The sequence below is a fragment of the Paraburkholderia azotifigens genome, from assembly GCF_007995085.1.
GTDB lineage: Bacteria > Pseudomonadota > Gammaproteobacteria > Burkholderiales > Burkholderiaceae > Paraburkholderia > Paraburkholderia azotifigens.
Genome location: NZ_VOQS01000003.1, coordinates 2,138,174 through 2,151,966, shown reverse-complemented (window position 1 = coordinate 2,151,966; position 13,793 = coordinate 2,138,174). Strand labels below are relative to the sequence as shown.

Genomic DNA, 13,793 nt, shown 5'->3' with positions numbered 1-13,793 from the left:
CCGGTGCGGGCGCTATCGCTGCGGCGTTTGCGCCGCCTGCGTGATCAATTCGCCCAGCACGTGAATCGCGCGATCGATATCCGCATTCCACGGATGCCCGAAGTTCAGGCGCACGCAGTTGCGGAAATTGCGCGACGCCGAGAAAATCGGCCCGGGCGCGAGGCTCACGCCATGCTCGATTGCCTGCCGGTGAAGCGTCAACGCATCGACGTGCTCCGGCAACGCGAGCCACACGAAATAGCCGCCCGAAGGCATCGTCCACGTCACGCCTTTAGGCATCGCGCGTCGAAGCGCGAGATTCATGGCATCCAGTTGCGCGCGCAATGCGGTGCGCAGCTTGCGCAGATGCCGGTCGTAGCCGCCGTGCTGCAGATAATCGGCAATGCCCGCCTGCACGGGAATACTCGCCGATAGCGTCGTCATCAATTTCAACCGCTGCACTTTCTCCGCAAAACGGCCCGCCGCCGCCCAGCCGATCCGGTATCCCGGCGCGAGCGTCTTTGAAAAAGAACTGCAATGCATGACGAGCCCTTTGCGATCGAAGGCAATCGCAGGCAATGGATAATCCGCCTGAAAATGCAGCTCGCCGTACACGTCGTCCTCGATCAACGGCACGTCGTGGCGCGCCAGCAGTTCGACGAGTGCCTTCTTCCTGTCGAGCGGCATCGTCGCGCCCGTCGGATTCTGATAGTTCGTCATGAACCAGCATGCGCGAATGGGCTGCTTTTCCAGCGCCTGCGCCAACGCGTCCAGATCGAGACCGGTTTGCGGATCTACGGGTATTTCGACCGCGCGCAAATCGAGTCTTTCGATCGCCTGCAGCGCGGCGTAAAAACCCGGCGACTCGACGGCGACGACGTCGCCGGGTCGCGTCACGGCCATCAGACACAGATTCAGTGCTTCGAGCGCGCCATTGGTGACGACGATCTCATCGAGCGGTTGCGACAGGCCCATGCCCAGGTAACGCAGCGCGATCTGCTGGCGCAATGCCTCATTGCCGGGCGGCAGATCGACCACGGTGCTCCACGGGTTCATCGTGCGAGACGTTTGCGCCAGCGACTTCGCGAGGCGCTGCAGCGGAAATAGCATAGGCGAGGGAAACGCGGAGCCGAGCGGCACCACGCCCGTATGTTTCGCCGCTTCGAGCACGCTGAAGACGAGTTCGCTGATATCGACTTTCGCGGACTCGGCCAGTGCGCGTTTCGCGCTCGCTTCCCGCATGTCGCGAACGGCGGCGCCGGGCGCGACGTAATAGCCGGAGCGCTCCTGCGCGCGTATGAGTCCCCACTCTTCCAGCAGATAGTAAGCACGAAACGCCGTCGACTGGCTCACGCCATGTTGCGCAATCACCTGCCGCAACGAAGGCATGCGCGCGCCGACCGCGAGGCTGCCCGAGCGGATCTCGGCGGCCATCGTATTGGCGAGTGCTTCATATCGGTTCATCGAAGATTGCGCGCGGCGATGCGCTCATAACGGAGAGCTTTTTATACTAATCGGTACATGCCCGCGCAATCAACTGAATCAGTGCTTCCTGTGTTTCATCGACAGAAAGACGATCACTGCGCAAACACCCGCAACCATCGCAGCCGCAGTGAATGCGCGGGCGAAGCCTTCTCCGTAGCTCGAATGCGCAACATGAACGAGCGCATCGAGCGATGCAGGCGGATACAGCGCGAACGCGCGCGCAAAGTCGCCTGCCATTACGCGCTCGGCAAAGCCTTCCACGAAAGGCAGATGCGTATCCGCCATCCGCGCGTCTAACGCCGAACGCACGCCCTCGGCCAGCACCGCGCCCAGTCCGGAGAAGCCGAGCAGAATGCCCGTAAAACGCGACGTCGTGCTGATGCCCGACGCCATCCCCGCACGCTCGCGCGGCACCGTACCCATGATCGCCTTTTGCGTTTCGCCGTTCAGGAGGCCGCCTCCGCTGCCGAGCAAGGCCATCGCGACTATCAGCCACACGTGATCCGTGCTGCGCGCGGCGAGCATCATCGCGAGATTGCCGCACGCCACTGCCGCGAGGCCGAGTGTGAGAATCTGCCGCGAATCCATGTACGCCGCGAGCTTGCGCCCCAACTGCGGCAGGATCAACATCGCCAGCGCGAAAGGCAGCATGCCCACGCCGGCGCCGAGCGCACTCTCGCCGCGTGCGTTCTGCAGAAAGAGCGGCAACAGCGAGGCCATCACCTGAGCCGACGACGCATAAGCGAACATGGCGACGATCGCGCCGACAAACGGCAGCGAGCGGAACAACGCCAGATCGAGCATCGGGTGCGCGCGCCGGCTCTCCACCCAGGCAAACAGCGCGAACAACCCGACACCCGCGCCTGCGCGCAACGCGACGGCTTCGCTGAGCCAGCCATGATCGGGGCCGAGAATCAGCGCCCACGTCAGTGAAAACATCGCGGACGCAAACAGCGCGATACCGGGCAGATCCAGCGCGCGCGGCGTCGGATCGCGCGATTCTTCGACGATGCGCACCACGCCCAGCGCCAGCAGCGCGCAGATGGGCACATTGATCGCAAATGCCCAGCGCCAGCCGAGCCATGCACTGATCACGCCGCCGATCAGCGGCGACAGCACCATCGTCAGCCCCATGATGCCGCCCCACACGGCCCACGCCCGCGCGCGTTCGTGCTCGTCATGGAACGCGTGACCGATGATCGCGAGTGCCGGCGCCAGCAGGAACGCGGCACCGACGCCTTGCGCGGCACGCGCGACGTACAGCAGTCTTGCGCTCGGCGCGACGCCGCATGCCAGTGACGCCACGGCGAATAGCGCAATGCCCGTCAGAAACACACGCTTGCGGCCGTAGCGATCGGCCAGCGAGCCGGCCGGCAACAGCAGTGCGGCAAAGCACAGCACGTACGCGCTAATCACCCATTCGATATCGGCGAACGAAGCATTCAGGTCGCGCGCGATGGTAGGCAGCACGATGCCGACCACGTTGGTATCGAGCACCGTCATCGCGCAGCCCATCGACGCAATGAGCAGAAGCGGCATGCCGCCAGAAGCAGAACGAGAGGCGGTGCGGGGAGCGGAAATCGAACTCATCGGACAGATCCAGCCGGAAATGTGCGGAAAGAAAGGCCCTATTCCACCAGTTTTCTCTATTCCATTCATTGCCTACTTCAACCAATATAATTAGGTGAAACCTAATACAGCGGATCGACATCGCCATGGAACTGAGGCATCTGCGTTATTTCATCGCCGTCGCCGAACGGCTGCATTTCGCGCAAGCCGCGGAAGGACTCGGCATTGCACCGCCAACCCTCACCGTGCAGATTCAGGAGATGGAGCGCGCGCTACAGGCCCAGCTCTTTCGACGCACGCGGCGCTCGGTCGCGCTGACACCTGCCGGCGAGGCGTTTCTCGTCGAGGCGCGCGAAACGATCGCACAGTTCGAACGAACGCTGAATGTCGGCCAGCGCGCGGGACGCGGCGAGCTGGGGCGTATTCATATCGGGTACGTCGGCTCGGCAGCTTTTTCAGGCGTCTTGCAGAAACAGCTTCGGGCGTTCCGCAAGTCGAGACCGCATGTGCTCGTGCAGGCAACCGAGCATCCAATGGGCGAACTGCCCGTGCTGCTCGAAGAAGGCCGCGTCGACGTCGCGTTCGTCCGGCTGCCTGTCGATCTGCCGCCGTCGCTGCGCACGCATGTGCTCGTGCGCGATGCATTCTGCGTGGCCTTACCCGCCGAGCATCCGCTGGCAGCCGTGGCGGGATCGATCAAGGCGCGCGCGCTGGCAAGCGAGAACTTCGTCGTGCCGGAACAGGAGCTGGGCACGCGCGAAATCGCGCGGCGCGGCCGCTTCAGTCCGCGCATCGTCAGCGCGCCCGGCACGTTGCTGGCCGTATTGACGCAGGTTTCCGTCGGCGTGGGCGTCGCAATCGTGCCCAATCTGCTGACGCGTGTCGTGAATCTGCCGAATGTGGTCTTCAAGGCGCTCGCGGGCGAACCCATCGTTTCTGAAGTCGCGGCCGTCTACCGCAAATTCGAGCATTCGCCTGCCACGAAGAAGCTGATCGCGCAGATCACGGGCGCGCCGGATCAGTAGTTTCCCGGGCTTTTGCATCGTTCGCGACCTATCATGGGAGAACGGCCCCATCGCTGCCGATACGCTTTGCCGGCAGCGGACTGGACCGTTCCTTGCTCCACAGCACCGAAGCGAACGCCCCACGCCGGGCCGCCTGGCCCAGGACCGCGAGACTATCGCCCGGAAGGCCGGCCCCAGCGGGCGTTCGTGAATTTCATCTGGCACTCACGGAGAAATCAAATGACCATCGAATTCACCAGCCGTCGGCACGTCGTGGCCGCATCGCGAGTCGCATTCGAAGCGACCGTCGAAGGAAAAGAGGTATGGTGCAGCGTATCAATCGACGCCCTGAACGACCATTTCGGCAACACGGGTACGTCGTCGCACGATCTGATCACGGCGTTCGAAGGTAATCGGAGGAAGATTGAAGATGCAGCGCGCCGCGTGCTGCAGCGAAATGGGGGGCAGTCGGTCGAGCTGGAGACTCGCGACTTTCATTGAGCGCTCATCGAGCGAATAAAAAGCAGCGTGCGCCGGATGGCAAGGACGGCGCGCGATGCCGCAAATCAGATGGCGAGCGCATGGACGACACTTTATTCGCTCAATTGCCGGGCTGCGTTTTTTCCGCGGCGCAAGGGAACACAGGCAATAGCCGCTCACTCACTGCAGGACAAAAAACCCAAGGACAGCATAAATAAAAGAGGCGAGAAAGCACTCCCGCCTCTTTGCTGATTGTGCCGGGTCGTCACTGCCCGCTTTAGGCGCGTGCTTTTCTTCCTGCCTTGCCGGCTGCCGTCTTCTTGCGCCCAACGCCATTCATGCCCGCAGCATGCGCGCCGGCGATCAGAAACTTATTGCGGTCTTTCTCGCCTGCGAGCCACGCGGGCGCCGGACCACGGCCGCTCCACGTTGCGCCCGTTTCGGGATGACGATACTTCGCGGGTTGCGGGCCCTTGGGCTGGCCATTGCCCGTCCCGTGCTTCACGGCAACGCGCGTCGCAGCCGCTTCCGATGCGCCAGCAACCAGGTACTTCGAACGGTCTTTCACACTCGCGATCCAGGCAGGCGCGCGGCCATGCCCTGTCCACGTCGCACCCGTTTTCGGATCATGATATTTCGCGACGCCTTTCTTCTGCACGCCTGCCGATTTCAGCGAAGGACGGCCACGCTTTTTATGGCCGAGATGCGCGTCGATATCGGCAGTTGTCAGATCGTGCTTTGCCATCAGCGCGCGAATACTTTCGAGCGCAGCCGTCGACTTTTTCGACAGGATGGCTTCTGCCTCGGCCTGAAGCTTTTTTATCTTTGCCTGAAGTGCTTCGAGTGTCGCCATATTGAAACTCCTGATTGAAGATACCGGCACTATGCCATGGACCGGTCATATATGGCTAGAGTTCAACTATTACATGAAAAGACGTGCTCTCTCCATTGTCCTGAGGGGACGGCGGCACGGCCGTCCATACCGGTTTTCATATGGAACACAGTAAATGTCAAAAGGCTTGCATCCGCGTTGAATATCCAACTACTCACGCTATCCATAAGACTTTTTTCGCTTCCGGCGTCAGAATGCACCGGCCTAATGGAAGAATAGAGTATTGGACTGCGCTTTTCAGAGAGTCGATGGCCAAACGATGCCAAAACATAAAAATTCATATCCACCGCTTCTTTTATCCTAATGGCGGCGCTTGAGCAAAGGTCCGGCCAATTCATGCAGCATCGCAGTGAAGCACAGCTTCCAAAAGCAAACCGGGCTGCCGCGCCCCCGACGCGACAGCCCGGCCATTGCCGTGCACTACCTTTAGCTGGCCAGCTTGCGGAAAGTTTCGAGCACGGCGTCGCCTTTGAACGGCTTCACGATCCAGCCTTTCACGCCTGCTGCCTTGCCCCGTTCCTTCATCGCGGGACTGCTTTCCGTCGTCAGCATGATGATGTTGACACTCGCGTTGGCCAGTTCGCCGCGAATCTTCTCGGCCATCGTCAAGCCGTCCATGTTCGGCATGTTGACGTCGCTGACCACGAGACGAATGCCCGGCGACGCCTTTAGCTTCGCCAGACCGTCCTTGCCGTCGACGGCCGTATCGACGTCGAGACCGTTCTTCCTTAAGAAGCCCGCGACTTCATCGCGGACCGTGCTCGAATCATCTACTACCAGAACCTTCGCCATTGCTCACCCCGTAGCGCCTTTCGTGCGGCGCATTCATTGAAAACAGGCTCTCTGCGCATTGCGTCAGAAGAGCGCCAAAGCGTTAAAAGAGTTCGAGTTCGCCCGTGCTTTCTTCTGCCTCGTCGATATGCGCGACGAAATCGACGGGCGAACTCGCGCACACGCACAGCGTCGCGCCGAGTTGTACGTTTGCGCCGATGCTCACGCGAAAGGCCGCCAGATAGTCCGGCTTCAACTCCGTCAGATAAGGCACGCACGCGCCGCTCAACGGATAAGGCGTCGACATGCCCAGGTCCGGAAAGAACTCGACCATCTTCTGGTTGATTGCGCCACAGCACAGATTGCCGACTTCCATCAAGGCTTCCGCCAGCAACCTGTCTTCCGACTCGCGCAAGTAATAGTCGCGCGTGGTCTGATCGTCGTCGAAATGCAGCACGAGCAGAAGGCGGAATGAGATCGACGAGATGGTCAGAACGACGACATGGGCCGCAAGCGCCTGATTCGCATGCTGTGCATCGACGGGTGCGAGATCGCATGCGTCGCCGGAATCGACGGGCAAACGCGTGCGCGCCGAATGAAGAAAGATCCGCTCGATACTGTCTTTCGCTTGCTGACTGATCACGTGGTCGCCTGCTCTAACCGGGATTGAATCTGACCGGCAAGCGATTCCACGCTTGCCAGCGAAGCAGCGATCATCTTGCCGCCCGCCTGAATGTCCTGAAACGTCGCCGTCGTGATGAGGTCGTTGCGGTTCAGGCTGTCGTGATAGCTCTTCGACAATTCCTGCGAGCGCGCCGCGAGCGTCCGCACTTCGCTCGCGACGATCGAGAATCCGCGCCCCGCCGCGCCCGCACGCGCTGCTTCGATCGACGCATTCAGCGACACGATCAGCACATGGCGAACGATCGACGACAACTCATTGTTCTTCGAATGCATGTCGTGGTTCTGCGCCATCAGCGAGATCATCTGCTCGTGCCAGCGCTCGAACGTGGCCGACAGATGCCGCAGACGCCCTGCTTCCGCTGAAAGACGCGTCGCCTGCTGCAGCCATTCGTCCTTCTGCGCCTGCAGCGCGTTCAATGCGGCGCGCGCGTCTTCCGCCGACACGGACTGCTCCGCCACATCGTCGCGCAACGTCTCGACGAGCGCGTGCAGTTCGCGCGCCTGCTGCTCGTGCTGCCGGATCTCGGCGGCGTGACGTTCTTCGACAAGCTCGAGTGCCTTGTTCTGCGAGTCGAGCGCCGTCGTCTGCGACGCAACCGCCCTTTTCCCGTACCACCAACGATGCGCGAGCACAGCCGCAAGCGCGCCCACTGCGCTGCCCGCCACTGCTGCCGCAATCACATACTGATCGACCACAACTATCCCCGTCGTGCTATTCGAAATGTGCGTTCGCCTGAATCGAACTCACGGTTATCGCGGCGTCTTCCATCGACGTGCCGACGCTGTCGACCGCGCAGTTTTCCGGCAGATAGACAATCGTCTGGAACTGGCGGAAGTCCGCTCCCGCGTGATCGTCCGTGAAGCGCAATTCGATGCGGCCGCCTTCCCGTTTGATGAAATCGCGCACTGCGTCCATGCCGACGCCGCGGCCCGACACTTCCGTCACGTTTTGCGCCGTCGAGAAGCCAGGACGGAAAATCAACTCCGCCACGGCTTCGTCGCTCACTTGCGAATCGGGCTGCAGCCAGCCGCGATCGGCTGCGATCCCGCGAATGCGCGACAGCGCGAGGCCGCGTCCATCGTCGCTCAGCGTGATCTGCAACGCGCCTTCCGCGACGCCCACTTCGATATCGATCACGCCCGCTTCCGGCTTGCCGAGTTCGGCGCGCTGTTCGATCGATTCGATGCCGTGATCGACGGAATTGCGCAGCAGGTGCATGAATACATTCTTCAGCGTGGCGCCCGCCTGCGTGCGCAGGCGATAGCCGTTGTCGTCGATGCGCACGGCAGGCGCCGCCTTGCCGAGTTCGGCGGCAAGCGACGGCAACGATTGCAGCACGCCCGCGAGCGCGTCTTCGACCTTCTCCGTGCCGAGCAGCCGTAAGGTTCTGCGCACCGAATCGCGCGCCGTCAGCAGGTCGCGCATGTCGGCGGGATTCGCTGCGTCGAGCAGGCGCAGGCTTTCCTGAATGTGCTCGCGGTCCACCACCAGATAGCGTTCCGCGCTGCCGACAGGCCCGGCCTTGCGCCGGCCGAGGCTCACTTCGTTGATTGTCGCGTAATGCTGAAGCGCTTCTTTCACGCGCTCCAGTTCGGCCATCAACTGCTCCTGATCCCACTCGTGCGCCGACTCGGGGCGGCGCAGCGCGTCGTAACGCTGCTCGGTTTCATGAACGATGCTGGTCAGATGTTGAAGGCTATACGTGCGCGCATTACCCTTGATCGTATGCATATTGCGGAACAGTTCGGCAACGGCCGGCCCGTCGGCCTGCGTATGCTGGCGAATGATGCGTTCGTTCTCGTTGATGAAGCCCGTCGCACTGTCCACGAAGTGATGGAACTTCTCTTCGTTGACCGCGAGAATCTCGCCGATCATTTCAAGGCGGCGCTTCTGCTCGCCCGCTTCGGCGGCAAGCTGGCGCAACTCCGTCACGTCGCGCACGCACAGCATCAGGCGCATCACGGTGTCGCTTTCGTCGGTGATCGCGGACCAGCTCAGGTCGAGCGTCTTGTCGCGGCCATCGGGCATCTTGCGCGTCAATTCGTTGACGAGCAGATGCTGGTTGAATTCGAAGTTGATGCTGTCTTCGCCAATGCACGCAAGTACGGCCGCTTCCACTTGCGATACCGTATCCGAACCCAGATCGCAGTCGGCGAACACGAGATCCATCAGCGAGCGATTCGCAATGTCCTTCGTTTCGAAGATCGCTTCGAGATACGCAGAGTACTCCGAGTGGATCACCGCGCCTTCGACCACCGTCAGAATGCCCTGCTGCATGTTCTGCAACATCGCCTGAATGTCGGCAGTCTTCTGCTTGAGCTGCGCGGAGCTTTGCTGGATTTTCTCGATCATGCCGTTGAACGCGACGATCGAATGGCCGATTTCATCCATGCGGCCCACGGGCACACGGCGCGTGAAATCCTGGCTGGATGCGATCTCGCTCATCATGACCTGCATGTGCGAAAGCGGACGCGTGATCTGGCGATACAGCAGCAAGCCGATTGCGATCAGCACCAGAATCGCTGCGCCTGACGCGCTGCCGATGGCCGTCGTCGTCGTCGCGAGGCCCGTATTGAGCGCGTGGATTGCTTCGTCTTTCTGGCGGTTCTTTTCGATGCGCAGCGTTTCGACGATGCCTTCCAGTTCGTCGCGGTACTGCGCGACGTTCGCGAACAGATAGGCCTGCGCAAGGTCGTTCTTGCCTTCGGCCTTCATCTTCGCGGTGTCGTTGATCGCGGAGAAGTAATTCGCGAGGCTGTCGCGCGCCTGCGTGACGAGCCCTTCCTGCGCGTGGCTCGCCGCGGCTTTGGCCTGCACATTGAGTGCTTCGCGCAGCGACTTCTCTTTCGTGGCGAGTTCTTTCTGCGCCTGCTCGACCATGTTCGCGTCGGGCGCGTAGACGAGCGTCATGGTCGCGAGCTGCACGTCCTTGACCTGCGAGACGAGATCGGCAGACGCCAGCGCGCTCGGCACGACGCCTTGCGTGACCTGCCTGACGTCGGCGGCACTGCCGCGAGTCTGATAGACAGCGTATCCACCGATCGCCGACAAGGCGACCAGCATCAACACCACCAGTAAAGTGATGCGGTGACGGATGGTCATGTGGTATTCCCCGTGGTCTGTCACTGCACTGCGGCAGTGCTGCCCGCTCTGATTTGTCAAATTGGCGGGCGACGGGATTATCGTCGGCGGGTCATGACGAAGCTGTGACGGCCGCGCATTCTTCTGCCGATTGAAACGCACAATAGAACATGCCTGCTAATGGCGCTAAAGTTTGCGCTTTCGCTGCCGTTAACGGGCGCGCGCCCGTTTCGATCCGGCCCGGCTTGTTCTTTCATTTCATTCTCTAGCTCGTGACGAAAGGCTGCGCGGCAGGCTCTTTCGGCGCCGCATTGAGCCGCTCATATTCCGCGATCAGTTGCGCGCCGAACAGCATCAACGTCGCCAGCGCCTCGAGGCTGAACAGCACGACGATCGCCGTCGTCAGCGATCCATACACCACGCTCACCTGCGAGAGCGTCGCGAAGTACCACACCAGCACGCGCCGCGTGATTTCCCAAAGCACGGCGGCTGCCACCGCGCCGAAGAGCGCGTGCCACAACGTCGTGCGGCCCGCGGGAATCACCAGATAGATCGCAGTGAGCACGAAGATCTCTCCCGCAAGCCCGCACAGACAAAGCACGACGCGCGTTGCACCTGTTAGCGGAATCGCGTAACCGAACAGCACGACACTGTCGCTGGCGATCGCCTGAAGACTGCTCGACACGAGCGTGACGAGCAGCACGCCGATACCGAGCGACAGACTGAACAGATAAGGCAGGATCGCCGACAGCAGAAAATGCCTGCGCCGGATCGCCACGCGATGCACGAAGATGATCGACAGTGCATTCTCGAGTACGGTGAATGCGAGCGAACTGAAAAAGATCATCGTGACGACGAGAAACCAGCCGATCACCGAGCGATGCGCCAGAAAGTTGGCCAATTCATTGACGATTGCGCGCGACTGTCCCGGCACGAGCCATTCGAGCAGACGCGCAAGCGTATCGAGCAACAGTTTCTCGCCAACGAAATGGCTGAACGCGATCGCGACGAGAATCAGCAGCGGCACGATCGACAGCAGCGCGTAATAAGCGATCGCGCCCGCGAGCAGCAACCCCTGGTTCTTGCGGAATGCCTTGACCACCTGCAACGCGAATCGCGCGGGATGCGTGGCGACGAAAATCAGCGCGCGATTGTGTTCCTTCTTCACGCGCTTCACACTTTTCACGCTCTCCACGTCGACCTCCGCTCGCGTCGTTGCGCTCGGACCCTCGGTAACGACGGAGCAAGCAGCGGTCCCGGTCGCACGGCAAATAGTGAAAGCAAAAATTCAAAATAGCCGATCATTTGTTCATTTATAGAGCAAAAGAACTTAGTCGACGGGCAAACACGCTCCTGATTTACCCCAATCCCGCAGCCTCGCAGCACGCTGTCCAAACGGCCCGAAACCCTTATCCAGAAAGGATTTCAGCGTGACCGGACGGCACCGCACTGCACGCACCGCATCAAAACCCAACCTTGATTTTCAGACGCGTCGCTGCTGTACTAACTAAAACAACTTGATTTAGTAAGGCCCGCGTTACCGGCATTCCGATGTCCGGCGAACGCGCAAGAAGGCGCGATCAGCGCACGCGCAAGCCGCTGAATCGACCGCTGAACACAACGTCGTTGTCAATCATCCGGAGGAGCGTCCCATGAACCCCATTTCCCGCAGGCCACTGCGTCGCACGTCTCACATTCAGCCCGTCGCGAAGGGCATCGCTGCTGCGTGTATCGCGGCGTCCGCGCTGTGGTGCGCGGGCACGAGTCTCGCCGCCGATCAGCCCATCGTCGGCCTGATCACGAAGACGGACACCAATCCGTTCTTTGTCAAGATGAAGCAAGGCGCGGAAGCCGCCGCACAGAAAGACGGCGCGAAGCTGCTGACGGCGGCCGGCAAGTTCGACGGCGACAACGCGGCGCAGGTCACGGCGATCGAAAACATGATCACGGCAGGCGCGAAGGCGATCCTGATCACGCCGAGCGACACCAGGGCGATCGTGCCGAGCATCAAGAAAGCGCGCGCGGCAGGCGCACTCGTGATCGCGCTCGACACGCCGACGGAACCGCAGGACGCAACCGACGCCCTCTTCGCCACCGACAACTTCAAGGCAGGCGTGCTGATCGGCCAGTACGCGAAGGCGGCACTTGGCGGCAAGCCCGCGAAGATCGCGACGCTCGACCTCGCGCCCGGCGTCTCCGTCGGCGTGCTGCGTCATAACGGCTTCCTGCAGGGCTTTGGCGTGAAGGAAGGCGACCCGTCGATCGTGTGCAGCCAGGACACGCGGGGCGATCAGTCGAAGGGCCAGACGGCGATGGAAAACTGCCTGCAGAAGTCGCCCGACATCAACGTCGTCTACACCATCAACGAACCGGCAGCGGCGGGCGCGTATCGCGCCTTGAAGAGCGCGGGCAAGGACAAGAGCGTGATGATCGTGTCGATCGACGGCGGCTGTGAAGGCGTGCGCAACGTGAAGGCAGGCGCGATCGCCGCGACGTCGCAGCAGTATCCGCTGAAGATGGCGTCGCTTGGCGTCGAAGCAGGCGTCGAGTACGCGAAGACGGGCAAGAAGGCCACCGGCTATCACGACACGGGCGTCACGCTGATCACCGACAAGCCGCAAAACGGCGTCGACAGCAAGGACACGAAGTTCGGCCTCGACAACTGTTGGGGCAACAAGTAAGCGCGGTAACGCATCACGCAGTAATCAGGCAACAACCCAGGCAACAACCAGTAGCAAGCATGCAGTGAAGGAGATGCGCATGGCGCGCATCTCCGCCAGTTCTCCAGCGTGAGCGCGGCGGTCTCGCACCTGCCGCGCGCCTATCACGCGATGTTTCGAGGAAACACATCATGTCGACTCCCACCGTTCCCGCTCAAAGCCACCGCCGGTTCGCGGATCATTTGCCGACGCTTGCCGAAGCGGGCCCGTTGATCGCACTCGTACTCGCGTGCATCTTCTTCATTTCGCAGAGCAGCCGCTTTCTGTCGTTCCAGAATCTGTCGCTCATCCTGCAGCAGACGATGGTGGTCGCCGTCATCGCGATCGGCCAGACGCTGATCGTGCTGACGGGCGGCATCGATCTGTCGTGCGGGATGGTGATGGCGCTCGGCTCGATCGTGATGACCAAGTTCGCCGTCGTGATGGGCGTGCCGCCCGTGCTCGCGATCATTTGCGGCGTCGGCGCGAGCACGCTGTTCGGCCTGCTCAACGGCGTGCTCATCACGCGCATCAAGCTGCCCGCTTTCATCGTCACGTTGGGCACCTTGAACATCGCATTCGCCGTCACGCAGATTTATTCGAACGCGGAGAGCGTATCGAATCTGCCCGACGCGATCATGTTCTTCGGCAACACCTTCAATCTCGGACCGGCCACCGTGACGTACGGCACCGTGCTTACGCTGCTGATGTATCTCGCCACGTGGTTCGTGCTGCGCGACACCGTGCCCGGCCGCCACCTCTACGCGCTCGGCAACAACCCCGAAGCCGCACGCCTGATGGGCCTTTCCGCACAACGCATTCTGATCACCGTGTACACGCTGTCGGGCGCGATCTACGGCATTGCCGCGCTGCTGTCGGTGTCTCGCACGGGCGTCGGCGATCCGCAAGCGGGTCAGACGGAGAACCTCGACAGCATCACGGCAGTCGTGCTGGGCGGCACGAGTCTGTTCGGCGGACGCGGCTCGATTGCGGGCACGCTTCTGGGCGCGTTGATCGTCGGCGTGTTTCGTAATGGCCTGACGTTGATGGGTGTGTCGTCGGTGTACCAGGTTTTGATCACCGGCGTTCTTGTGATTCTCGCAGTCGCCGCCGACAAGCTGTCGCGCCGTGGCGCACGTTGAACAGAT

At 61.5% G+C, this 13,793-nt stretch carries 12 protein-coding genes; 4 read left to right on the top strand and 8 right to left on the bottom strand.

The features are described from left to right. Positions 1–12: 12 nt before the first annotated feature. A complete protein-coding gene (locus FRZ40_RS26870; protein WP_147236148.1) occupies positions 13–1,443 on the bottom strand; it encodes an aminotransferase-like domain-containing protein in 1,431 nt (476 codons plus the stop codon). Between the two features lie 78 nt (positions 1,444–1,521). Then, complete coding sequence (locus tag FRZ40_RS26865) at positions 1,522–3,054, bottom strand: MFS transporter (protein ID WP_147236147.1); 1,533 nt, start codon at positions 3,052–3,054, stop codon at positions 1,522–1,524. A 125-nt stretch (positions 3,055–3,179) separates the two neighbouring features. Between FRZ40_RS26865 and FRZ40_RS26860 the strand changes: the two genes are divergently transcribed. Further along, a complete protein-coding gene (locus tag FRZ40_RS26860; protein ID WP_147236146.1) occupies positions 3,180–4,058 on the top strand; it encodes a LysR substrate-binding domain-containing protein in 879 nt (292 codons plus the stop codon). Between the two features lie 219 nt (positions 4,059–4,277). After that, positions 4,278–4,538 (top strand): DUF1488 family protein, encoded by a 261-nt coding sequence (locus FRZ40_RS26855; RefSeq protein ID WP_028366364.1) that lies wholly within the window; start codon positions 4,278–4,280, stop codon positions 4,536–4,538. A 256-nt stretch (positions 4,539–4,794) separates the two neighbouring features. Here the strand turns inward: FRZ40_RS26855 and FRZ40_RS45790 are convergent, their stop codons facing one another. The 6 genes from FRZ40_RS45790 to FRZ40_RS26825 all read right to left on the bottom strand — a co-directional run bounded on the left by FRZ40_RS45790 (position 4,795) and on the right by FRZ40_RS26825 (position 11,114). Further along, positions 4,795–5,370, bottom strand: coding sequence for an H-NS family nucleoid-associated regulatory protein (locus tag FRZ40_RS45790; RefSeq protein ID WP_028366365.1), 576 nt, complete (start codon positions 5,368–5,370; stop codon positions 4,795–4,797). 465 nt (positions 5,371–5,835) lie between these two features. After that, entirely contained in the window at positions 5,836–6,201 is a 366-nt protein-coding gene (locus tag FRZ40_RS26845) for a response regulator (RefSeq protein ID WP_007731984.1), read from the bottom strand. An 82-nt stretch (positions 6,202–6,283) separates the two neighbouring features. Beyond that, positions 6,284–6,823 (bottom strand): hypothetical protein, encoded by a 540-nt coding sequence (locus FRZ40_RS26840; RefSeq protein WP_147236145.1) that lies wholly within the window; start codon positions 6,821–6,823, stop codon positions 6,284–6,286. Then, on the bottom strand, positions 6,820–7,560 hold the full coding sequence (locus FRZ40_RS26835; protein ID WP_147236144.1) for a methyl-accepting chemotaxis protein: 741 nt from the start codon (positions 7,558–7,560) through the stop codon (positions 6,820–6,822). Before FRZ40_RS26835 ends, FRZ40_RS26840 begins: the two co-directional genes overlap by 4 nt. Before the next feature lie 16 nt (positions 7,561–7,576). Then, positions 7,577–9,967, bottom strand: coding sequence for an ATP-binding protein (locus FRZ40_RS26830; protein WP_147236143.1), 2,391 nt, complete (start codon positions 9,965–9,967; stop codon positions 7,577–7,579). A 244-nt stretch (positions 9,968–10,211) separates the two neighbouring features. Next, positions 10,212–11,114, bottom strand: a complete 903-nt coding sequence (locus FRZ40_RS26825) for a YihY/virulence factor BrkB family protein (protein WP_147236804.1) — start codon at positions 11,112–11,114, stop codon at positions 10,212–10,214. A 484-nt stretch (positions 11,115–11,598) separates the two neighbouring features. Between FRZ40_RS26825 and FRZ40_RS26820 the strand changes: the two genes are divergently transcribed. Beyond that, the gene (locus FRZ40_RS26820; RefSeq protein WP_147236142.1) at positions 11,599–12,627 is read left to right on the top strand and encodes a sugar ABC transporter substrate-binding protein; all 1,029 of its coding nucleotides are present in this window, start codon (positions 11,599–11,601) and stop codon (positions 12,625–12,627) included. Positions 12,628–12,797: 170 nt separating this feature from the next. Continuing rightward, positions 12,798–13,787, top strand: a complete 990-nt coding sequence (locus FRZ40_RS26815) for an ABC transporter permease (protein ID WP_028366372.1) — start codon at positions 12,798–12,800, stop codon at positions 13,785–13,787. Positions 13,788–13,793 lie beyond the last annotated feature (6 nt).